Genomic DNA, 24,520 nt, shown 5'->3' with positions numbered 1-24,520 from the left:
TACCACTAACCTTCCAAGGACCTTCTCTCATCATACTTTATTTTGACGGAGTTGTGAACAAAAGGAGAAGTGTTTGTGACATCAAATTGTTTTATCAGCTTCATAAGAATTTTTTTGTAACCCTTTACATTATCAATTATAAGCCCTTTCGTTTCAAAAGTCTTGTCTGCCGTTTAACATCATATATGATGCTGATTACATATTTATAACTATATTGAGTAGAAGGAGAGCCATTCATTGAATATTATGATCCGTAATCGGATTTTACGTGGAATATGGGTACTGGTCGCTATTGTGATTACGGCTATTGCTGTACGTTATCTTTTTCCGCTTCTTTATCCATTATTGCTTGCTTGGTTATTTGCTTATGCAATGAATCCGTTAGTGCGGTTATTGCAGAATCGTGCTCGCTTTCCACGTTGGTTAGCCGTTTCGATTTCATTGCTTGTTTATTTTGGTGGATTGTTAGCCCTTCTGTCTTTTCTAGTGACAAGGCTTGTTCAACAAACGATCACACTAATGCAGACGTTCAACGATCATATGGATAGTTGGCGTGATATGTTTGTCGGATGGACCAAAAATGACAGTCTACAAAATATTACGAATCAAATCAATGGATTTTTGAAAGACACCCCTTATGGGGATACGATCAATAACAACCTTGATCAAACTACGCAAAGCCTTTCAAGTACGATAAGCAGTATTGTGACGGGCATTCTTAACTATCTATTAGGTTTTTTAACAGCACTGCCTAACTTTGCATGGATTATTGTGGTTATTGTATTATCTGCCTTTTTTATCAGTAATAGCTGGGAAAAGCATACCCGTATCGTCTCAGGTTGGTTTCCTTCTAATATCCGACTGACGATGGTGACGATTTGGCGTGATTTGCAAAAAGCATTGCTGGGTTATGTACGGGCACAATTTATTTTAATTTCGATCACAGGTATTATTGTTATTATCGGACTGTTTATTTTACGAGTCGAATCGGCTTTGTTGATTGGTCTACTGATCGGTGCTGTCGATCTACTGCCTTATCTTGGCGTAGGGATTGTGATGATACCCTGGGCGATCTACAACTTTATGAGCGGTGATCTCAGTCTGGGGATTGGTCTAAGTGTACTTTATGTCATTGTGTTGGTTGTACGGCAGATTATGGAGCCTAAAGTGCTAGCGAGTAGTGTAGGTCTTGATCCTTTAGCCACCTTAATCAGTATGTTTGTAGGACTCAAGCTATTTGGAGCTCTAGGACTATTGATTGGGCCTGTAACGCTTGTTATTGTTTCTGCTCTCAATCGTGCTAATGTGTTCCGTGATCTGCGCAACTATATTGTGAATGGCAAAGCAAGATAAGTCATTGCATAAGGATGTAGAATCCATTTCTCAATCCTATATTTTCATACTCTTCTATCAGAAATAATCATTACCATCTTATAAAAACAGACTAAAACAGGCAGTCCTTTTAGAAGTAATGATCTAAAGGACTGCCTGTTTGTTATGATCGATTGTGATCCTTTGATAGAGCGCCTATTCATCTAAAAGATGACTAAAGTAGGTAAGCTTATTGACCACCACGGTGAATTGTAATACTGCCTTTTTTCATCCGCTTCTCTATCCAGCGTAATAACAGATTACGATAAATTGGACGTGTTAATGGGAATACAAGCGTAAATCCGATAATATCCAAAATAAAGCCCGGTAATACTAACATCACTCCGCCTACAAACACACATAGACCGTCTAGCATTCTTCGTCCTGGTGGTTCGCCAGCGTCCATCTGTTGCTTGGTATCTTCAATCACTTTACGTCCTTCAAATCTCATCATCAATATACCAACCAGCGATGTGGTGAGTAAAAGAATAAGGGTGTTCCAGCCACCGATCCATTCAATCATCTGTAAAAAAACATACCATTCTAGGAGTGGCACTATAATAATCAATGCAATAATCCATTTGCCGATGCCCTTACCCAAAAGTACCTCTCCTTTCTCTATCCAACCAGACTACATCTGTAAAGATTCTACAAGTGCATAATACAACGCAGGCACTTGTTTATCAAGTCGTACAGGCTTGAAGTCTTTATTAACCCACACATGTCTGGTAGAACCGCTTGTCAAAGGCGTTCCCGGTAACTCTGCATCCCTTTTAAAAATAGGACGTTCTCCAGCAGATGAAGAATCCCCTACGGCTGTATCATGTTCATCTAATAAGTGGATTTTGTACTCATAATCTATACGAAGCTTGGAAAACTCTATTATACGGGTATAGATTGCTACACGATCATCATATCTTGCTGGATGTCCATATGACAATGACGCATCGATTAATGGTAATAATAATCCTGCGGCTTCCATATCCCTATAACGGAATCCTAGATCCCGAATCATTTCGGTACGTCCTAATTCAAACCAGTTCAAATAATTCGTATGATACACTACGCCCATTGGATCATTTTCTTGATAACGTACACGAAAAGCTATTCCGTGCCAATCGCTAGGTAAGTTTAATCGTTCTTTTGCCATCATGTGGTACCTCTGCTCTCATTTCAAAATTTAAATAGGTCTATAAAAATCATCAAAAAAAGCAATGGAATGATCCACTGCTTTCTCTGATATGATGCTATCTTGCACTATTGATTGATATTCTATTACGATTTAGCAGGCATTTGAGCCACTTTGATCAAGTTCGTAGAACCGGATTGACCCAAAGGAATACCCGCAGTAATCACAACCAAATCGCCTTCTTTAAGTAGACCTGAATCATGTCCACCTTGCAAAGCAATTTCAAACAACTCATCTGTAGAATGAGCTTGTGTACCTTTAACAGGCAACACACCCCATGCTAGAGAAAGACGACGCATTGTTTGCTCCAATGTGGTTACAGCAATAATTGGAGATTGCGGACGGTATTTAGAAACAGTACGTGCTGTATGACCAGACTCTGTAGAAGAAATGATCGCTGCTGCGTTCAAGTCCATTGCAGAGTTTGTTACAGATTGACTGATCGCTTCTGTTACTGTTGTTTGTTGTGCATGTGTTTGTTTAAGGAACAACTCGTGATAGTTCAAAGCAGATTCTGCTTTTTCAGCAATACGAGACATTGTCAATACAGATTCAACTGGGTATTTACCAGCAGCTGTTTCACCAGAAAGCATGATTGCATCTGTACCGTCGAAAATAGCGTTCGCTACGTCACTTGCTTCAGCGCGAGTAGGACGCGGGTTACGTTGCATTGAATCCAGCATTTGTGTAGCTGTAATAACTGGTTTACCTACACGATTACATTTTTCGATCATGCGTTTTTGTACCAATGGTACTTCTTCCGCAGGGATTTCTACGCCCAAGTCACCACGAGCAACCATCAAACCGTCAGATACAGCAAGGATTTCATCCAAGTTATCTACACCTTGTTGGTTTTCAATTTTAGAGATGATGTGGATATGGCTACCACCTTTGCTCTCTAACAATTGACGGATTTCAAGAACATCGCTTGCTTTACGTACAAAAGAAGCCGCGATAAAGTCTACACCCTGCTCGATACCGAAGATAATATCGTTAGCATCTTTTTCTGTAATACCTGGAAGTGAAATATTTACTCCTGGTACGTTAACGCCTCTACGACTTTTGATTTGTCCACCATTAACGATACGGCATTTAATTTCAGTACCTTGAACTTCAACAACAGTCAAACCGATCAAACCGTCATCGATCAAAATTGTTGAACCGACTTCAACGTCACTTGGAAGATCTTTGTAAGTCACGTGCATACGATGTTGGTCACCCAAAATGTCTTCTGTAGTCAAAGTTACATATTCATCTTGAACTAATTCTACTGGTTCTTCTTTAAATTTACCGGTACGGATTTCAGGACCTTTGGTATCCAGCAGGATGGCTACTGTTTTACCTAATTCTTTGCTTGCTTGTTTAATGTTTTTAACACGGTTACCATGCTCTTCAAAATCACCATGAGAAAAGTTCAGGCGAGCGACGTTCATACCTGCCATAATTAATTTCTTCGTGTTTTCTAAAGACTCACTTGCCGGTCCGATCGTACATACAATTTTAGTTTTACGCATAATTGATTTTCCTCCGTTTTTAAAGGTCTCTCTTTATTTTGTTTTCCCAACATGACTTGCCGAAGCCATTCAACAAGTCCCAACAATTAAATTTACTACAGTTTGTCTACTTTGTATAGAAGATTGTCAAAATTCCTCAGAAATTGTGGAAAGGCTCAATTAGGAATGACGCTTGGAACGTGAAGATTTAGCTTTCATTTCTTCTTCATTCCCAAGAATAGGTTCCACATCGGATTGCAATTCTTCTTGAGGTTGATCTTCTATATTCACTTCGGATCTACTCGCTGGCAATGTGCTCATCGCTTGCTCTGTAAATTCACCAATTTTACGGAATTTCTGATAACGATCTTCAATCAATTCAGCTGCATTCATTCGAGATAATTCTCGTAAATGAACAAGCAGATGCTTTTTGATCGCTTCACCTGTTGCTTCGTAATCTTTGTGTGCGCCACCTTTAGGTTCAGGCACGATGTCTTCTACAACTTCCATACGAAGCAAATCTTCCGCTGTAATCTTCATCGCTTCTGCGGCTTGATCGGCTTTGGACGCATCTTTCCAGAGGATGGATGCTGCACCATTTGGAGAAATCGCTGAATAGATCGCATTTTCTAACATAAGTACACGGTTACCTACACCAAGTGCCAGCGCACCGCCACTACCGCCTTCTCCGATCACGACACAGACGACAGGAACACGTAGCTTCGCCATTTCCCATAGGTTACGAGCGATCGCTTCAGACTGTCCGCGCTCCTCTGCTGTATTACCCGGATAAGCACCCTTGGTATCAATAAATGTAATAATCGGACGTCCAAATTTCTCAGCTTGCTTCATCAGACGCATCGATTTACGGAATCCTTCAGGATGCGGACTGCCAAAAAAGCGAGCAATATTATCTTTGGTATCTTTACCACGTTGATGACCAATAATCGTTACGGGATGTCCATCCAATTTGGCGATACCGCCCACAATCGCTAGATCATCACCATACATACGATCACCATGTAACTCCATAAAATCACTAAATACGATCGAAATCAGATCCAGCGAAGTAGGACGTTGTTGATGTCTTGCCAGATGCATTTTCTGCGCAGGTGAAATCTGACTATATATTTCACTTTCCATCTGACGATATCGTTCTTCCAAACGTGTAATCTCATCGTTGAAATCTATTCCTTTTTCCTGTCCGAATTGCTTCAGCTCGTCAATCTTTTTACGCATTTCAACGAGAGGCATTTCAAAAGGCATCTCTCCTGCCACTTAAAATCCCCCTTTTCCACTGTGAAAATCCAACAATTGCGATAATGTAGACTTCATCTCTTTACGATGAATCACCATATCGAGTTGACCATGTTCCATATTAAATTCTGCGGTCTGAAAATTCTCTGGCAATTTCTGACGAATCGTCTGTTCAATAACAATACGTCCAGCAAACCCGAATAATGCTCCCGGTTCAGCGATATTCACATCTCCAAGCATGGCAAAACTTGCAGATACTCCGCCCATCGTAGGATCGGTAATTACAGAGACATACAGTCCTCCATTTTCTTGAAAACGAGCCAAAGCTGCGCTTGTTTTAGCCATTTGCATCAGACTCAAAATACTTTCTTGCATCCGTGCTCCGCCTGAAGTGGAGAAAATAATCATCGGGATCTGACGAGCATCTGCATGCTCAATCGCACGAGTAATTTTTTCACCTACAACCGAACCCATACTTCCGCTAAAGAAGTCAAAGCTCATTACCGCAAGTACTGCCGGCTGACCATCAATCAGACCTTCACCTGTAATAACGGCATCACGTAGTCCAGAGTTCATTTTCTGTTGCTCAAGCTTGCTTGCATACCCGGGGAATTTCAAAGGATCTTTGGATTCCATACGAGCATCCATTTCGGTAAATTGTCCATCATCTACTGTCATCATAATGCGGTCAATCGCATTCAGACGCATATGGTAACCACAGTTAGGACATACTTTCAGGTTTTTCTCCAGTTCTTTGCTGTAATGAATCGTGCCACATTTGCTACACTTGTTCATTAAGCCTTCTGGAATCTCACGTTTGGGACGCTCTTGTGGTTCTTCACCAGACTCTGTTTCATTCCCCCAACGTTGGGATGGAATGGTCGCATATTTCTTTTTCTTTTGAAATAAATCTCTAAACACAACTACACCTCTCCAGCCATGTACGTATTCCTCAGCGATGGAATTCATATCATATATTGTTCATTTATACCGAGCCTAATTGGACTTAAAAGAATAACGAAGCGGTTACAGCACTTTAAGCCCACATAATGGGATAATGATAACATACCACACTTTTTTATCGCAACAAAGATAAGTGAAGATAAATTGGCACATTGACGGGTTGACAATCAATGTGCTCTAGCATAATAGACTTATTTTACTTTAACTGTGCCTTCGCCTAACATCTGCTCCATTTCCTGAAATAGCTCAGGTGAAGGTTTGATGCTATACGTTTCACTAAGATCAAATAATTTTTGCGTTTCTTCATAAAATAACAACGTACCTACAGGCCCCGGATGACTCGCTAATAGCTTTTTGAGTACTGCTAATTTATCTGCTTGTTGAGCTTCTTTGGTAATTTTGATAAATACACGTTGCTTCAATACCGGTTCAGGATGACTGTCGGTATGAGGTGCATCATTTACTACACTGGCTACACCTGAAGCAGATGAAGAAGGAACTGTCTCTTGCTCAGTCGGCGCTACACTTTTCGCAGACGTTGTACTTTTGGTATAAGGCTTAGCGGTTGAAGTGGATGACGATTTGTTGGTCTGTTTGGTCTGTGCAGTAGCTTTATTTTTGGCGATATGCATCCGTTGACGAGCTCTGGTCGCTAATTCGCGTGCAGACTCTTCACTCAAGGTCACTACTTCTTCAGCTAACAATTTGAATCCTTCATCTTCTTTTTGCAATTTACCACGTACACTGAGCAGTAATCCTTTATCTACTAACGCACTACTTTTACGCCACACTTCAGGGAAAAGAACAACTTCGCACCGTTCAATCTGATCTTCAAGCTCCATAAAAGCCATCGATTTTCCTTGCTTGGTTGTGATCAGTTTAAGCGATACGACCATACCTGCTACAGCGACAATACTTTCATCTTCGCCTTCATGTAGATTCATCAGACGGGACAATCCACTATCTTCGATCACTTGCTCATAATCATCTAACGGATGTCCTGATAAATACAACCCTAACAATTCACGTTCAAATTCAAGTTGTTCTCCGGTTGTATAAGGCGCAACATCTGGATAAGACACTTCCCAATTATGGGTCTCTACAAATCCCAGATCGGCAAACATTTCTATCTGTAATTCTTCCCGTTCTTTGCGCCATTTGGCAGCTTCTTTGATCGTATCATCAAGCATCGTTAATAATTGTGCACGGTGTCCGGGTAGACTATCAAATGCACCTGCTTGGATCAAAGATTCAATTACACGCTTATTACACGCTTTGGGATCGACACGACGGCAAAAGTCGATCAGGCTATCATACGGACGATCTTGACGTTCTTTAATAATGCTATTAATCGCTTGTGTACCGACATTTTTGACTGCGCCTAGACCGAAGCGAATATTACCTGTAGATGAAGAAGTTTGTGATGAATTCGGTGATTCTGACGATGAAGCTGTATCTTGAGCCTCCGCATTCTCATCATCAGTTGCCGATTCTTTAGATAATAATTGTTGCTCTAACTCTTGTTGCATCGCTGCTGTTACCGGAGTAAATGTCACTCCACTGGTATTCACATCAGGTGGTAATACTTCTATACCGATACGACGACATTCCAATACATATTCAGCTACTTTACGATGTGTTCCCATTACAGCAGTTAACATCGAAGCGATAAATTGTACCGGATAATGCGCTTTGAGATACGCCGTCTGAAAAGCAAGTACACCATAAGCCGCTGCATGAGCTCTCGGGAATCCGTAATCTGCAAATCGTACAATCATATCGTAGACCACATTAGCTTCTTGTTCAGTGTAAGACTGTTCTATACTTCCTTTAACAAAATGCACCCGTTCCTCATCCAAAATTTCGCGCTTTTTCTTCGAAACTGCTCGGCGTAGCAAATCGGCTTCTGCCAGTGTAAATCCAGCCATCTGTGAAGCAATCTGCATAATCTGCTCTTGATACACGATAATGCCATACGTATCGCTCAGGATCGGTTCCAAATCGGGATGTGGATATTCTGGAACGGTACGACCATGCTTGGATTCAATATATTTGGGAATAAAGTCCATTGGACCCGGACGATACAAAGCCACCACCGATACAATATCTTCAAAGGCTGTAGGCTTAAGATCACGCAGCACACGCCGTACACCGGGAGATTCCATCTGGAACACGCCCATTGCATCGCCTTGGCTTAGCATTTCGTAGGTCTGTGGATCATGGTCTGAAATCTTAGAGAAATCAACAGGATGTCCTTCTTGTTCTGCTATCCATGTCATACAGCGTTCCATAATAGATAATGTACGTAGACCCAGAAAGTCCATTTTGAGCATACCAATCGATTCTAGACTTTCCATCGGATATTGAGTCAATACGGCAATCTCACTACCTTCTTGGATTGGCACAATATCAGTTAATACTCCACTTGAAATCACTACCCCTGCGGCATGCGTAGAAGCGTGACGTGGCATACCTTCAACCTTAAGCGCTGTATCGATCATTTCACGAACAGGTGCAGACTTTTCATAACGATCACGTAATTCGGGAACTTGATCTAACGCTTTGCTAATTGTCATGCCAACCTGTGCAGGAATTAACTTGGCGGCTTTGTCTGTATCTGCGTAAGGAACATTGAGTGCTCGTCCTACATCACGTACGGCTGCACGCGCAGCTAATGTACCAAATGTAATAATCTGTGCCACATGGTCTCTTCCATATTTGGAAACAACATATTCGATCACTTCATCACGGCGTAGATCACTAAAATCGATATCAATATCAGGCATAGTGATCCGCTCAGGATTAAGAAAACGCTCAAATAACAATTTGTATTTGATCGGATCGACATTGGTAATTTCCAGTACATAAGCAACCAGACTTCCTGCTGAGGAACCCCGCCCGGGGCCTGTTACAATGCCTTGAGCATGTGCATATTTCATAAAGTCCCATACAATCAGGAAATAATCGGCAAATCCCATACTACCAATTACTTTTAATTCATAATTTAAGCGTTCTTCGATGTGTTGACGTTCTTGAGGATCTGTCCAGTACATCGTATCTTGATAACGTTGCTCTAATCCTGTACGACACAATTGTTCCAAATAACGTTCAGGTGATAATTCATCTGGAATCGGATAATACGACGGTAACAGTGATTCGCCAAAAGTCAGTTCCAAGTCACAACGATCTGCAATAACGTTTGTATTCGTAATCGCTTCAGGCACATGACGGAACAAAGATTCCATTTGCTCACTGTCTTTTAGATACAATTGATTCGTTGGAATCCGAAAACGACCTTCATCATCCATCGTTTTACCGGTACCAATACAGATGAGAACATCTTGCGTTTTGGCATCTTCTTCCGTTAAATAATGAACGTCATTGGTAGCGACTAATGGAATATTAAGCTCTTTAGCTAGATTGATTAATAACGGCATTACTTTTTTCTGTTCAGGAATATGATGATCTTGCAATTCTATATAGAAATCTTCACCAAAAATCGCTTGATAACGAAGAGCGGCTTTTTTGGCTTCTTCCGGTTGTTCATGTAATAAATGTTGGGGAATCTCTCCTCCAAGACAAGCACTCAGGCAAATAATACCTTCATGATACTGTTGCAATACTTCAGCATCCACACGAGGTTTGTAATGGAATCCTTCTAAATGTCCAATCGAACTTAATTTCATTAGATTACGATAACCGATCTCATTTTTGGCTAGTAACAATAAATGATGAATCGGTTGATCTTTACGTGCTGCTTTTTCTTTACGTGATCCAGCAGTGTAATACACTTCACAACCAATAATGGGCTTAATACCATGTTGCTTACAGGCTTTATAAAATGGAATCGCTCCATACATTACTCCATGATCGGTAAGAGCCATTGCTGTCATGCCTGATTCTGCGGCTTGGCTCACAAGATCCCTTATGCGCGCAGCCCCGTCCAGTAGACTGTATTCGCTATGCACATGCAGGTGAACAAATGGGGTCATACGCTTCCCTACTTTCGCTAAAATCATTGATTTTCAGATCGGTTTTGAATCACAATCCATTACTTCTTATTTTATCATATCCGTCAATAAATGATGCATCTGTTGTTAGATAGGATGGGTTATTACGCTTATTTCGACATATGCTGACAAAAATTCTAAACTTATTGAAATATTTACCGATAAAATCATCAATATCAAATTTGATTGATTTTATCTATCGGGGGAAATAACAATGAAAAAGCAATTGATTATGATTATGTCGTTAATCGCACTTATTCCATTACTGGTGTACGGAACGTTCAGTATGATTAGTACAAGCAACAAGATTGAAAAAGATGCGTACAGCATGAATGAACAGAATGTGAATTTGGTTCTTCAAAAAACAACAGCTTTAATTAATTCGGAAATTGAGATGTTGCAACAATTATCTGAGAATCCAGAGATCAAAGAATATATACCCCAACAATTACCACAAGTTAAAAATTTATTATCATCTGTCGGCAAATTACATCCTGAAATTCAAGCGATTATCTTTACCGCTACCGACGGACAACAAATTGCTAAAAGTTCAGATGGCGATTTGAGCAATACAAGTGATCGTGATTATTTCAAACAATTGATGGCGACTCAAAAACAAGTGATTTCGGATATTTTGGTCAGCAAAACGACTGGTAAAAAGATCGTTACTGTTGCTTACCCTGTATTCGATACGACTAACACACTAAGTGGTATGCTTCAAGTGACTTTACCTTTAGATAATATGAGTGCATATGCCAAAGAATTTTCTACAAACGGTCAGACAGCTTATATTGCAGACCGTACAGGAACAATTCTTGCTCATCCTGATACGAATTCACTGGATAAAGATATCAAGGATACTCCTTCTTTCCAAAGTGCTTCGCAAGGGATTGCAGGGACACTATCGTATGGTGAAAAATCAGATCGAGTATTGGTTTCTTATGCCAAAGATCCGTTAACCGGATGGAGTATATTTAGTGAAAAACCGTATAACTTAATTATGGCGGATTCTACTATTCTATTACGGAACAGTATCATTATATTAGTGATCTCTCTGATTCTTGCTATTATAGCGGGTTACATTTTCTCTACTCGTCTAACCAAACCGATTATGCAATTGGTTAAAGTTACAGAAGCTGTCGCAAATGGCGATCTTACGTCCACATGGGATATCAAATCCAAGAATGAGATCGGTGCATTATCTAATGCTCTAGCGACGATGACGAACAGTCTACGAGAAATGGTGTCTCATTTAAAAGATACATCCCTTCATCTTGCTTCTTCATCCGAACAATTAACAGCAAGCGCTGGTGAAACGTCTAACGCTTCTCAACATATCGCTTTATCGATTCAAGAAATGGCTGAAGGTTCAGATCGTCAAATGGAATATGTAGGGCATACGTCAACCACCGTGAATCAAATGGCAGATGGTATTCAAGGAATCGCAAGTAGTGCTCAAGAAGTGGCTTCCAAAGCAGTTATGGCTTCAGACAAAGTTAATGAAGGCGATACCGCTCTCAAAGCGGCTGATACGGAAATCAATAAATTGAAATTTATTTTCGGAGAGCTTTCCGGTTCGGTTCATAGTCTTAACAATCATTCAGAAACGATAGGACAGATTGTCAATGTGATTGCGCAGATCGCTAAGCAAACGAATCTATTATCACTGAATGCCGGAATCGAAGCTGCTCGTGCAGGAGAACATGGTAAAGGATTTAGTGTAGTGGCTAAAGAAATTCGTAACTTAGCTGATGAAGCTTCTTCTTCTGCCAGTCAGATTAGTGCTCTAATCGATAGTATTCAGTCTGAGATTCACACAGTTGTTGATCGTACAGAAGCAGGCTCTCAAGAAGTACTTCAAAGTATTTCGGCTGTGCACACGGCAGAACAATCATTTGGCCTGATTCGTCAATATGTACAAGAAGTGACTTTCAATATCCAAAGTGTATCAGATGCTTCTTCTACACTTTCAAAAGGAACAGAGCAAGTGATCCGTTCGGTTCATCAAATGTCAGACATTACGAATACCTCGGTAGGTGAGATTGAATCGGTATCTGCTGCAACTGAACAACAATTAGCTACGATGGAAGAAATTGCTGCTTCTTCTGAAGTATTATCTGATGTCGCTCAAGAATTAAAAAGAATGGTCGAGAAATTCCAGGTCTGATGATGGGTTGCTGTAGTGGGATTAGGATGGATATATGAAATAGGAATTTTGTAAAAAAAGAAGCGCTACAGGTGATTTGATCCTGTAGTGCTTCTTTTTATTGGACTAGGCGCACTTATGGTGCCAAGTGCTGATCGTAAGATATTTTGCTTTGCAAAAATCACTTTTTACTGAAATGGGTCGCACTTATACTGCCAAGTGCTGATCGTAAGATATTTTGCTTTGCAAAAATCACTTTTTACTGAAATGGGTCGCACTTATACTGCCAAGTGCTAGTGGTCAATGGATTGTAAGGTTAGGATACATTTGGCTACGGGTAGTTCATCGTAGGACATTTGGATTTCTAACTTACATGTGCGGCGGCTGGATTCGAGTACAATTGGACGAATGACTACGGCATCTTCAATCTGTATCGGACGTAGAAAATACGTACTCATATTGTCTAACACGTAATCGAATCCGCTTAGTAATTTGGCGGTACGTGTTGCTGCTTGGATCATGACTGTTGTTAAGATCCCTTCGGAAATAGTTCCCAAATCGGTAGCCATCTGCGGGGTAATAAAGCCATGAAATACGATACCACCATCTTCATCTTTTTCTTCTGCAAATCCATTCCAGATCAAATGATCGAATGTTTCACCTGTACCTGTATTCGGTTGTTGCTGAGCATCTCTCATCGCTTGCAGTACTTCATGACGGGTCACGGTGCTGATCAATTTGCGATTACGATCGACGATTGGTAAAAAGTCGACACCTTCCCACATCATCGTCTGTGCGGCTGAAGCAAGCGAAGTCTGTAACGTCGCTGTAATCGGGCGACGAATTAATACTTTTTCGATTGGCTGTTCTGCGGGTAGTTCTTCGATTTCTTTTCGTCCTACAATCCCGATCACTCGATTCCATTCATCTACGACCGCTAAGCGTGCATAGCCTGTTTTCTCAGTCATTTCACGAAAATCTTGAGCTGTACTTGAAGCTTTAAGCACTTCTGGCTTCGGCTTACCTGCAATAATATCTTCAACCAGCATAATTTTCTTTTTGATCATTCGGTCAAAAATAGCACGGTTGATCATTGAAGCCACTGTAAACGTATCATGACGGGATAAAATAATAGGCAAATCACATTGATCTGCTAAAGCTTTCACTTCTGTACTCGTGCCGAATCCTCCGGTAATCAAAACAGCTGCTCCATGTTCCAGTGCAAGCGAATGAGCATCCTCACGGTTACCGACAATCAATAAGCTTCCTGCTTCAACATAACGCATCATCGCTTCGACTTTCATCGCACCAATCGCATATTTCACAAGCGTTTTATTCAGTCCACCGCTTCCACCAAATACTTGACCGCCGACAATCTCAGCGACATCAGCAAATGTAAGTTGCTCTGAGATTCCGCGTGGTTTCTTTTCTACACGTATCGTACCTATACGTTCACGGGTCACTACGATTCCCATATTTTCGGCTTCTTTCACAGCACGATAAGCAGTTCCTTCGCTCACTCCCATATGTTTGGCTAGTTTGCGAACAGAAATTTTACTGCCTACTTGTAGCTTTTCAATATGTTGCAATAACTGCTCATGCTTTGTAATCGTCTCATCCTGTTCTTCCAACTGTAACACCACCGTTCTTGATCTGTATCACTCTGAATTGATTATAGCACAAAAACAAGCACCTCCAACCATAGATATCTGGCTAGAGGCGCTTGTGATGGCACTATTTTGATATATCTTTTTAAAAATACATATGTATTCAAAAAAATATATACTTTAAATTTAGGATAGTTATTCACCTGTTATAATTTCATTATAGCTATTTACTGAAACAGATGGTTAAGAATTATACGTTGTCGCCGCCGTATAGATCGCTCAAGCTTTCAGTAATAATTTTGTTGATATCTTCAATAATTACACTTAGACGTTGCTCTGCATCGAACAAACGACGAATATTCAAGTTCAAGTTCAACACTTCAAATACTTTTTCCATTTGTTCCATTTCTTCCGGGTTCGGCATATCCCCAGACATCATACGTTGTTGAACTTCCATTTGACGCGTACGGAAATCATCTAACATACGTTTGCTTTCTGGGTCACTTTCGATCAGTTTCATAGCAGCTGTAATATCTTCTACTTCTTTACTTTCACGGATCGATTTCGATAGTTCATTAGCTTTGTCATAAATATTCATTATTGTATCCCTGCTTTCTTTAATATCATTTTTATATTGTACCCAATCATTTGCGATTTGAACTTTTACAGATTAACTGATTTGGTTACAGAAGTAAAATAACGGACACTCCTATAGAGGTAAACCCCTTATTTTACAGGTTATTCTGCTTGATCATAAAGCGTAATTAATTGGTCAAATGAAGTAATAATCACGTCCGAACCTTCCAGTTCAGAAGTATCTCCAAAGTCTGCATAATTACAGCCAATCACAACCTGTCCATTTTTTTTGCCTGCTTCAACATCGGAAGAACGATCTCCGACCATCCACGCTTCGGTCACATGATGGGTAGTCATTAATAATTTCACCAGATCGACTTTGGAAGCCGTATTGTACTCTCCAGCACTGTATACTCCTTCAAATAAAGGCGTTAATTGATGAACATCGGCTGCGCCTTTAACATAGCCTTCTAGACCATTACTCGCTACAAACAAACGTACACCTTGATCATGCAAATACTGTAGTGTTTCAGTCACTTGTGGATAAATTGCAGAGATGCCAGCTTCCATTTCGTCTAATTGCAATTGTAACAATAATTCATTCGCTCGTGCCACTGTAGGCGCTCCAGCACCTGGAATAACACGTTCCCAGATATGTTCTAACAACATGCCCAGACAGCTCAAAATAATTTCTTCCGGTGGCGTTTCTCCGTAATATAGACCTTCTTGTTTTAATATTTCAAATGTTTTGTGATAGGCAGGTAAAAGAACCGTTTCCGTCTGAAAAAGAGTACCGTCCATATCAAACATCATCGCTTGAGGCTTGTGTAACTTCGGCTGTTCATTCATCAGTGTAGCTCCTATCTCTATGTATGATGGGCAGCATAACACTGCCCTCAAATCAGATCTAACTTATGGTATAGCACAACTATTATTTAATCGGAATCATTGTCATGATCGTTATCATCGTCTTCAATCTCAGGAACAGGATAAATACGTACACGCATGATGCGCAGACGTTCTGCTTCAGCCACTTCAAATGTGACACCATCCAGTTCTACTTTACCGCCTGTTTCCGGTACACCTTCAAGCTCTTTAAACATCCAACCACCGATTGAATCGACTTCATCATCATCGATCTCAACACCACTTAACTCATTGACATCTTCGATCAACATCCGTCCATCGACTGAAATGGTATCCCCATCTCGTTCCAAATCAGGTCGTTCATCTTCAAATTCATCATACAATTCGCCTACGATTTCTTCCAAAATCTCTTCTGCGGTTAAAATCCCTGCGGTTCCACCATATTCATCGACAACCAATGTCAATTGAGAATGATTTTTCTGCATCATCTGTAAAACATGACTAATTTCCATTGACTCAGGCACATTCAAAATAGGTCGTGCCAACGCCACTAAATCATACGGTTGGTTCACAGGAGATAATAATACATCTGTAATATGCACAAAACCGATAATACGGTCTTTATCTTCTACGGCTACAGGGTAACGTGAATGTTTGGTTTCATTGATAATCGCCAAATTTTCTTCTTTGGACAAATTCGTATACAAACAAGTCATATCGGTACGTGGCAACATGACTTCACGAGCAAGTAAATCAGAGAACTCAAAAATATTGTTCATCAGTTCCATTTCGCCTTCATCAATCACACCGCTTTTGGCACTTTGATTCATCAAAATCCGGATTTCTTCTTCCGAATGAGCGGCTTCAGCTTCATTAGCAGGTTCAATACCTACTGTACGCAATACAGCGTTAGCAGCTGCATTTAATACCCAGATAAAAGGGAAAAATACACGGTAAAAGAATAATAATGGTGCTGAAAGCAATAACGATACGCCTTCTGTACGCTGAATCGCTAATGATTTTGGAGCCAATTCCCCTATAACGATATGTAGAAATGTAATTACAGCAAAACCAATAATAACGGAAATCGTCGTAACTAATGGAGATTCACCGAATCCTAACTTATACATAATTGGTTCGACAAGTAATTCCGAGATCGCAGGCTCACCAATCCAACCGAGTCCAAGAGATGCCAGCGTAATCCCAAATTGGGTAGCTGATAAGTAAGCATCCAGCTTCTTGTTGACCTTAAGCGCGTATCCTGCAAGCTTGTTGCCTTCACTCTCTAATTGAGTCAAGCGAGAATGGCGTACTTTCACAAGTGAAAATTCAGCAGCTACAAAAAAGCCATTTAAAAATACGAGCAGTAAAACCAAAGCCAAATTCAATACTAAAGTTCCTATCTCAAACTCCGAATGGCCCAACCAGAACGCCCCATTTCTTCCATAGTTAATCAGCATTCTGCGTTATTCTGTTGTTGTCTCTATTTTACTTCAGTGGATAACGCAAAATGCTTATTGAATTACAAAATAGCTTGTCTTGATTTAAAATCTGTATCTTTGTAATACATATCTGCAACTAATAGATTCGGTCCACAGCAAGATGCAATATCACAATGGCAATTGACAGTCTGATTTAACGGATGATTGTTACTCCATTCGCTAAATACATCGTCAAGCTGACTATGAGACACATTCCCAAACGCTGGAATCGCTGCAAAATCGGTTACAAATACATCACCTGTAAACATATTCACATTGACCCGATTACGTCCATCTGGATCATTACGGACGGTAACATTAGGTTCACGACGCAGACGCTGAATCAATTGACGATCTTCCACTTCTGAATTACAAGCAAAAAACGGCAATGTTCCAAATAACATCCACATGTCTTGATCCCGATGATCCAACAGATCATGAATCGCTGTGCGGAATTCAGCCAGTGAAACTACAGGTAGATTAGCTGCAAAGTCAGCCGCATACATTGGGTGAACTTCATGACGACGACAACCCATTTCTTTGATCAATCGATGAATCTCAGGCAACTTGTGATGAGTACGATAATTGATCATCGTCTCTGCCGAAATAAACATACCGGCTTTGCTTAATATTTGAGAATTTTCAATCATTTTATCATACATTTTGACAGCGACTTCACGAGGAACAGGATGTCCGCTATTCGCAAAACCCACCTCATGAAAATCATCTACCGATGTATAGTTAAATGAAATATGCATCACATCTAAGTACGGCAATAATTTCTCATACCGACCAATATCCAATGTTAAATTAGAATTGATCTGCGAACGAATACCACGCTCACGCGCATATTTAAGCAAAGGCACGATGACTTCATCCACCGTTTTTTTGCGGAAAGTCGGTTCACCACCTGTAATACTGATCGTCTGAAGATGTTCTACTTCATCTAATCGTTTGAGCATTAAAGGTAAAGGAATCATATCAGGTTCACGCATGACCAGTGAATCTCCAACCGCACAATGTTCACAACGCATATTGCACAGATTCGTCACCGTCATCTCGACACTGGTTAACGTATTACGTCCAAACTTGCGAAGTGATAGCAATGGGTCCCACGGATCATAACTTGGGGATAACTCTTTAAGTGGCCATTCACTTCTTTGTATTACTGTCATTTGCTTTCACCTTATTTCATGTATTAACCTTAAATCATGTATTGCATAACGTTCTTTGACTCATTAAATATGCAAAATATGACGCAAGATCTCATTTATCATACCATAAACCATCGTTTTTCGGCAGACGCTAACGCTGCTCCTGGTGTCTGTAACTGCATCCGTAATAGATCGCGGATAAATTCAGGCAATATATATTTGACCTCGTTACTTTCACTAAGCGACATATATCCAATCCCAAATGTAAACATATCCAGACAACCTACACTGTATTCTTTCTCAACTTCGAGCGGTTGATCCCCTAACTGAATATGAGTAATACGATCATAAGCAGGTCGTGATAGATCATACGAGATATCAATGCCATCTACACAGAGACAACCTAATACTTTACCTCGAAAACCAAATCCCATAATCGTTTTGTGTGTAAATTCAGGCAACAATGATTGCTCTAACGCTAACTTGATATTTTTTCCTTGAAGCAAGGTTACACACGGATTAACAGGCGATGGACACAGACGATGTAGCAGACCTTCTGTCACTTCTCCTGCGGGCAGATCAGCCAGTAGTTGACCTGCATTCACGATCGACAACTCTGCCCCTGTAAATTGACGTACAGCCTGTGCAAGCAAATTACCAAAGGGAGACTCTGTTTCGTAATTAATTTCAATAGGTGCTTCTAACATGGCGACTGTACGATTCATACGTTCTTCTGCACGTTGTCGATGAAGAACAATCGCATTTTCGATAGAGACATCTCGTTCCATATTTTCAGTGATTGGAATCAATCCACCATCCAGTAGATGAGCACGAGCGCCTTGTGTATCTTTTTTCCAGACCATTTCTCCGATATACTGACCGAATTTGCCTGCGGCTCCAAGTACCGTTGTCCCGATCCACAGCGGACGATCTAGCACATGGTGACTATGCCCTCCCAAAATCACATCGATCTCAGGTAACTGCTCCGCAAGCTTCTGATCGGTCGGTAATCCCAAATGAGACAATACAACCAATAAATCTACCTCGCCCCGTAGCTTGGCTACCCATGGCGCTAGACTGGATATAGGATCACTAACATTCCAACCTAAGAGTTCATAATAATCGCTATATTGCGCTGTTGCTCCGATAAGACCTATTTTCCATGTTCCTTTGTGAATAATCCGATGTGTCTCCATCCATACAGGCGGAACACCACTCTCTATCTCTTCTACATTACTACAAATAATCGGGCAGCTAATACCCGCATACGCTTGATTCAATAATTCTGGTGTATACGTCAGACCTTCGTTATTACCGATCGTTATCGCATCATAACCGGTCATATTGATAATATCGATATTGGCTCCACCTGACGATCCTTCTGTCTCGATAGACATCCGATCCATATGATCTCCAATATCCAGTACCAATAGTTGATCTTCACCACATTGTTGCTTACGATCAGCTACTATCGCTGCAATCGCACCCATATTTTCAAAATGACTATGGATATCATTCGTGTGTAATAGTGTTAATGTATCTTCAACTTCATTCATGTCTATCATTTGTATATCCTCCTGCATCCGATCCCTTGAATTAGGGTTATAATAGCTATATGAACTTATGATATATTAAAGAGATCCAAAAAGCACATGGAGGCGTTTAATACTATGCAACAATATACTATCCGATTATTTGCAGGTCTTGCTGAACGTGTTGGCAAATCGCAAGTTATTATAGAAGTTCCGCAATCTCAGGACATATCAGTCGCCCAAATGAAAGAACTTTTGTCTGAGCAATATCCTGATGCAAAAATAATGATTCAAGGAGCCTTCGCAGCTGTTAATCAAGAGTATGCTTTAGCCGATAATATCATTAAGCCTGTGGATGAAATTGCTTTGATTCCTCCTGTATCCGGTGGCTCAGGAATAGAACCTAGCACTTCACAGACAGCGGACGGTTTATACCTCATTACCAGTGAGCCCTTACAAGCTGAAGAAGTGATCGCTAAAGTGATTGATCCCAATCACGGGGCAACACTCACGTTTATCGGAACCACTCGTGAAATGACAGGTGCTATGCAAACTGTTCATTTAGAATATGAAGCTTATATACCTATGGCACTTCATCAGTTACAGAAGATTGGAGATCATATTGCATCCACATGGACAGGAACACGTTGTGCGATCAGTCATCGTATAGGAACTGTTGGCATAGCGGAGACCAGCGTGATTATTGCTGTCTCTTCTGCTCACCGCAATGATGCGTATGAAGCCAGTCGATTTGCTATAGAACGTCTCAAAGAAACCGTACCAATTTGGAAAAAAGAGATCTGGGCAGATGGTTCAGAGTGGAAAGGGGTTCAGACAGGTCCTTGGAACCCTACTCAGCCAAAATCTTGAGCTATAGGAACTGATTTTAACCATTGATCCTGCTTTTTTTTCCTGATATGATACATTTACAATTTGTTTAATAAACGGGGTGCCCACTATTGAGAGTGCATGTTACCGATTTGAAGCCGGGAGATACGCTTCTTAGAGATACATTCAATACATTCGGCATTCATATTATGCAAAAGGGCCATACTCTTCAGCGGGAAGATATTGCCAAGCTGCTACAGCATGGTGTGGATGATGTCGACATTGAAGAAGTTTTCTCAGAACCTGCCGATATTAGCCAATCTTTATCTAGCCATCCCCTTCAAGATGCTAAAGTTCAATTTAATAGCGCTTTAGAAGGATTTGAAGATTTATTTTTGAATGCTGCGGCGCGCGGAGAATTCGATGGCAGTCAGGTAGATGCCAAGCTAGAACCTTTACTTACAGAATTACAAGAACAAAAAGATGTCGTATCTGTTTTACTTTTTCTCAACGATGATAATAATTATACCTATACTCATTCTCTTCAAGTAGGGATGTTATCTTATTATTTAGCGACATGGATGGGATATACAGAACAAGAAGCTTATCAAGCAGGCAAAGCCGGTTATCTACACGATGTAGGTAAATCCAAAATACCGAGTCATATTTTAAATAAACCCGGTCGGCTAACTACAGAAGAATTCGAAGAAATGAAGCGTCATACGATTTATGGTCATGATATCATTATGCAATCTACAGGAGATAAGATCAGTGCAATGGTTGCTTTGCAACATCATGAACGTATGGATGGCAAAGGATACCCTCATGGACTTAGCCTTGATGAAATACACCCTTTATCACGTATTACAGCTGTAGCGGATGTATACAGCGCTATGACTACAGCACGAGTGTATCAGACCAAACAAGAATTGCTACGTGTATTGAAAGAACTACACAAAATGAGCTTTGGTCAATTGCACGCCGAAACCGCGCAAACGTTTATCCGAAATATGTTGCCTAATTTTATAGGCAAACAAGTATTGCTCAGTTCTGGAGAAGTTGGTCAGATTATTATGACTAACCCATCTGACTTCTTCCGTCCATTGATCAAAACGGACAAAGGATTCACAGACTTGGCGATGCAATCGAATTTGGATATTGAAGAAATTTTTATGTAAGTTATTCATGTCATTGTTCAGACTTAGCTGAGAGTGAGTTTATATTCTCAGCTATTTTTGTGTTTTTATATCTTAGAAGTGTGGCTATGTTAATTGTTTATAATCAATTTACACCTATTCATTGTTCTAAAAAGTTCGTAATTTGAAGATAAACATGAAATAATTAAAAGATGTACTAATTGATCATGAATCAACAAAGAATATATAGCATCACTTTAGATAGGAGTGTAGATCATTATGGATTTTGTTACTGTTGACTTCGAGACTGCGAATTCCAGCCGATCTAGCGCCTGTTCCATCGGTATTGTGGAAGTCTCTCAAGGACAAATCGTTTTTGAACAAGAATGGCTTATTAACCCTAATCAACATTTTGATCCAATGAATATCAGTATTCACAAGATTACGCCTGCGATGGTCAAAGGACAACCGACTTTTCAAGAGTTATGGCCAACCCTATTGCCTTTTTTTGAAAATAAATCGATTGTGGCGCACAATGCTTCATTTGATATGAGTGTGTTACGTTATTGTCTGGATCATGCGCTACTGGATTATCCTACATTTGAATATCATTGTACGTACCTGTTCAGCAAAAAAATACTGGCACATATGCCTTCTCATAAATTAAATATCATTTCTAATCATTACGGGATTACGTTTAATCATCATGATGCATTAGAAGATGCACGAGCCACCGCTAACGTGTTATTGAAATTGTTAGAACAAGAACAACATAACAGTCCCGCAGAACTCGCCAAAGCACACGGGTATCAGATTGGACAGATGTATGTAGGTGGATATACTTCTTTTTCTGCTTCTGCTGGGAAGAGCAAAAAGAAATTCGCATTCCGTCCTAACACAAGAAAATAAAGATAGTTTATTTCCCAGATGCGAACCATTTACTTCGCCTTTATAGATAAGGACTGCATAACAGAATATTACTTGGTCATTTCATAACTGGTACTGATTAAGTACTTCATATCTTTTGCCGAAATAGAACCGTCCAATATTAACGAATTCCAATGGTCTTTGTTAAGATGATATGCAGGTATGATAGACTCATATTCTTCGCGCCACTGCTCGATCATACCCGGTTCACATTTCACATTGATCCAGATATGATCTTCTCTTTCAAAAATCCATGCGAACGTTTTTTTGTTGTGCTGGTGTCTAATTAAAGTCCAGTTGTCATCTTTAAACGGATGATCTGCATATACATTATCGTATGCCATACAGTAATCTATCGCTTCTTGCCTGGTTTTCATGTTGGTTCATTCCTTTTTTTATTTAGATAGAATTAGTAATACATTTATTCTATTTCCTATGTAATATTCCATACGATAAAAAATATATTATACAGGTTTTATATATTTAAATTAATAAAAACGGGGCAGAATTGGGGCAAAGCCCCTTTTCTGTCCCGTTCTTTATTTAAGATTCCTTGCTATAAAAGGAATTAACCGATAGAACCTTCCATCTCAAACTTGATAAGACGGTTCATTTCTACTGCATATTCCATAGGCAATTCTCTTGTAAATGGCTCGATAAAGCCCATAACGATCATTTGTGTTGCTTCATCTTCACTTAGACCACGACTCATCAAGTAGAAGAGTTGATCTTCAGATACTTTAGATACCGTCGCTTCATGCTCAAGAGTGATGTTATCGTTCTTGATCTCATTGTACGGAATTGTATCTGAAGTGGATTGGTTATCCAGAATCAGCGTATCACATTTGATATTTGATTTAGAACCTTCGGAATTACGTCCGAATGATGCTAGACCACGATAGGTTACTTTACCACCATGTTTACTGATCGATTTAGACACAATCGTAGATGTTGTATCTGGTGCAAGGTGAATCATTTTTGCGCCAGCATCTTGATGTTGTGCTTTACCTGCAACAGCGATAGACAATACCATACCTTTAGCGCCGCGTCCTTTAAGGATAACCGCAGGGTATTTCATTGTTAATTTAGAACCGATGTTACCATCTACCCATTCCATGGTTGCATTTTCTTCAGCAACAGCACGTTTGGTTACCAAGTTGTAGATGTTTGGAGCCCAGTTCTGAATCGTTGTATAACGTACACGAGCATCTTTTTTACAGATGATCTCAACAACAGCACTATGCAATGAGTTCGTGCTGTAGATCGGCGCTGTACAACCTTCTACATAGTGAACCATACTGCCTTCGTCTGCGATGATTAACGTACGCTCAAATTGACCCATGTTCTCGGAGTTAATACGGAAGTAAGCCTGCAAAGGCACTTCACATTGTACGCCCTTCGGTACATAGATAAAGCTTCCGCCTGACCATACTGCACTGTTCAATGCTGCAAATTTGTTATCGGTTGTAGGGATAACTGTAGCAAAGTATTCGCGCAAAATTTCTGGATGTTCTTTCAAAGCTGTATCGGTATCCATAAAGATAACGCCTTGATCTTCCAATTCTTTTTGCATGCTGTGGTAAACCACTTCAGATTCATACTGAGCGGATACACCAGCCAAGAATTTTTGCTCTGCTTCAGGAATACCTAATTTGTCAAAAGTTTCTTTGATTTCAGTTGGTACTTCTTCCCAAGTCTTACCTTGTCCTTCAGATGCTTTAACATAGTACTGGATATCGTTGAAATCCAAGTCACTAATGTCGCCGCCCCAGTCTGGCATAGGCATTTTTTCAAATTGTTCCAAAGCTTTCAAACGGAATTCTAACATCCATTCAGGCTCATCTTTCATGCGAGAAATTTCCATTACGATCTCTTTATTCAGTCCTTTACCGGATTGAAAAATCGACTTATGCTCATCACGGAAACCATATTTATATTCTTCCATTTCTGGTGCTGTTTTAGCCATTTGTGTAGCCTCCCCAT

Annotated in this window: 19 protein-coding genes; 5 read left to right on the top strand and 14 right to left on the bottom strand. The window is 40.2% G+C overall.

The features are described from left to right. The first annotated feature begins 237 nt into the window (after positions 1-237). Positions 238-1,353 carry a sporulation integral membrane protein YtvI gene (gene ytvI, locus PO903_RS12655; protein ID WP_069326984.1) on the top strand — a complete coding sequence of 372 codons (1,116 nt, stop codon included), beginning with the start codon at positions 238-240 and terminating at the stop codon, positions 1,351-1,353. Positions 1,354-1,561: 208 nt separating this feature from the next. On the opposite strand, the gene PO903_RS12650 is transcribed toward ytvI, so the two are convergent. From PO903_RS12650 to PO903_RS12625, 6 genes are all read right to left on the bottom strand, one after another. After that, positions 1,562-1,972, bottom strand: coding sequence for an FxsA family protein (locus PO903_RS12650; protein ID WP_371748083.1), 411 nt, complete (start codon positions 1,970-1,972; stop codon positions 1,562-1,564). 30 nt (positions 1,973-2,002) lie between these two features. Continuing rightward, on the bottom strand, positions 2,003-2,521 hold the full coding sequence (locus tag PO903_RS12645; protein WP_273594653.1) for an acyl-CoA thioesterase: 519 nt from the start codon (positions 2,519-2,521) through the stop codon (positions 2,003-2,005). 125 nt (positions 2,522-2,646) lie between these two features. Further along, on the bottom strand, positions 2,647-4,074 hold the full coding sequence (pyk, locus tag PO903_RS12640) for a pyruvate kinase (RefSeq protein ID WP_069326982.1): 1,428 nt from the start codon (positions 4,072-4,074) through the stop codon (positions 2,647-2,649). Positions 4,075-4,233: 159 nt separating this feature from the next. Continuing rightward, complete coding sequence (locus PO903_RS12635) at positions 4,234-5,331, bottom strand: acetyl-CoA carboxylase carboxyltransferase subunit alpha (RefSeq protein ID WP_069326981.1); 1,098 nt, start codon at positions 5,329-5,331, stop codon at positions 4,234-4,236. Then, on the bottom strand, positions 5,332-6,231 hold the full coding sequence (accD, locus tag PO903_RS12630) for an acetyl-CoA carboxylase, carboxyltransferase subunit beta (protein ID WP_069326980.1): 900 nt from the start codon (positions 6,229-6,231) through the stop codon (positions 5,332-5,334). A 233-nt stretch (positions 6,232-6,464) separates the two neighbouring features. Continuing rightward, positions 6,465-10,265, bottom strand: coding sequence for a DNA polymerase III subunit alpha (locus tag PO903_RS12625; RefSeq protein WP_273593585.1), 3,801 nt, complete (start codon positions 10,263-10,265; stop codon positions 6,465-6,467). 232 nt (positions 10,266-10,497) lie between these two features. Between PO903_RS12625 and PO903_RS12620 the strand changes: the two genes are divergently transcribed. Continuing rightward, positions 10,498-12,450, top strand: coding sequence for a methyl-accepting chemotaxis protein (locus tag PO903_RS12620; RefSeq protein WP_273593584.1), 1,953 nt, complete (start codon positions 10,498-10,500; stop codon positions 12,448-12,450). Between the two features lie 272 nt (positions 12,451-12,722). Here PO903_RS12620 and PO903_RS12615 read toward each other — a convergent pair whose 3' ends face one another. From PO903_RS12615 to PO903_RS12590, 6 genes are all read right to left on the bottom strand, one after another. Further along, a complete protein-coding gene (locus tag PO903_RS12615) occupies positions 12,723-14,060 on the bottom strand; it encodes a DRTGG domain-containing protein (RefSeq protein WP_069326977.1) in 1,338 nt (445 codons plus the stop codon). Between the two features lie 226 nt (positions 14,061-14,286). Beyond that, a complete protein-coding gene (locus tag PO903_RS12610; RefSeq protein ID WP_069326976.1) occupies positions 14,287-14,634 on the bottom strand; it encodes a YlbF/YmcA family competence regulator in 348 nt (115 codons plus the stop codon). Between the two features lie 140 nt (positions 14,635-14,774). Continuing rightward, positions 14,775-15,461, bottom strand: coding sequence for an HAD family hydrolase (locus PO903_RS12605; protein ID WP_273593583.1), 687 nt, complete (start codon positions 15,459-15,461; stop codon positions 14,775-14,777). A gap of 86 nt (positions 15,462-15,547) precedes the next feature. Beyond that, positions 15,548-16,939: a hemolysin family protein gene (locus tag PO903_RS12600; RefSeq protein ID WP_069326974.1), complete on the bottom strand. Its 1,392-nt coding sequence runs from the start codon at positions 16,937-16,939 to the stop codon at positions 15,548-15,550. Between the two features lie 62 nt (positions 16,940-17,001). Continuing rightward, on the bottom strand, positions 17,002-18,135 hold the full coding sequence (gene yfkAB, locus PO903_RS12595; protein WP_069326973.1) for a radical SAM/CxCxxxxC motif protein YfkAB: 1,134 nt from the start codon (positions 18,133-18,135) through the stop codon (positions 17,002-17,004). A gap of 98 nt (positions 18,136-18,233) precedes the next feature. After that, positions 18,234-19,679 (bottom strand): bifunctional metallophosphatase/5'-nucleotidase, encoded by a 1,446-nt coding sequence (locus tag PO903_RS12590; RefSeq protein WP_502921642.1) that lies wholly within the window; start codon positions 19,677-19,679, stop codon positions 18,234-18,236. Between the two features lie 105 nt (positions 19,680-19,784). Between PO903_RS12590 and PO903_RS12585 the strand changes: the two genes are divergently transcribed. The 3 genes from PO903_RS12585 to PO903_RS12575 all read left to right on the top strand — a co-directional run bounded on the left by PO903_RS12585 (position 19,785) and on the right by PO903_RS12575 (position 22,519). Beyond that, positions 19,785-20,516 (top strand): molybdenum cofactor biosynthesis protein, encoded by a 732-nt coding sequence (locus tag PO903_RS12585; protein ID WP_137222328.1) that lies wholly within the window; start codon positions 19,785-19,787, stop codon positions 20,514-20,516. An 89-nt stretch (positions 20,517-20,605) separates the two neighbouring features. Then, positions 20,606-21,652, top strand: coding sequence for an HD-GYP domain-containing protein (locus tag PO903_RS12580; protein WP_137222326.1), 1,047 nt, complete (start codon positions 20,606-20,608; stop codon positions 21,650-21,652). A gap of 237 nt (positions 21,653-21,889) precedes the next feature. Continuing rightward, complete coding sequence (locus tag PO903_RS12575; protein ID WP_273593582.1) at positions 21,890-22,519, top strand: 3'-5' exonuclease; 630 nt, start codon at positions 21,890-21,892, stop codon at positions 22,517-22,519. Between the two features lie 68 nt (positions 22,520-22,587). Here the strand turns inward: PO903_RS12575 and PO903_RS12570 are convergent, their stop codons facing one another. After that, positions 22,588-22,914 carry an MmcQ/YjbR family DNA-binding protein gene (locus PO903_RS12570; protein WP_273593581.1) on the bottom strand — a complete coding sequence of 109 codons (327 nt, stop codon included), beginning with the start codon at positions 22,912-22,914 and terminating at the stop codon, positions 22,588-22,590. 191 nt (positions 22,915-23,105) lie between these two features. Beyond that, positions 23,106-24,503 carry a Fe-S cluster assembly protein SufB gene (sufB, locus tag PO903_RS12565; protein WP_069327101.1) on the bottom strand — a complete coding sequence of 466 codons (1,398 nt, stop codon included), beginning with the start codon at positions 24,501-24,503 and terminating at the stop codon, positions 23,106-23,108. Between the last annotated feature and the right edge of the window lie 17 nt (positions 24,504-24,520).

Origin of the sequence: Paenibacillus sp. PK4536 (genome assembly GCF_028594455.2) — a bacterium.
GTDB lineage: Bacteria > Bacillota > Bacilli > Paenibacillales > Paenibacillaceae > Saccharibacillus > Saccharibacillus nuruki.
Note: the sequence above shows the minus strand (reverse complement) of the source record. Positions and strands in the feature narration are given on the sequence as shown.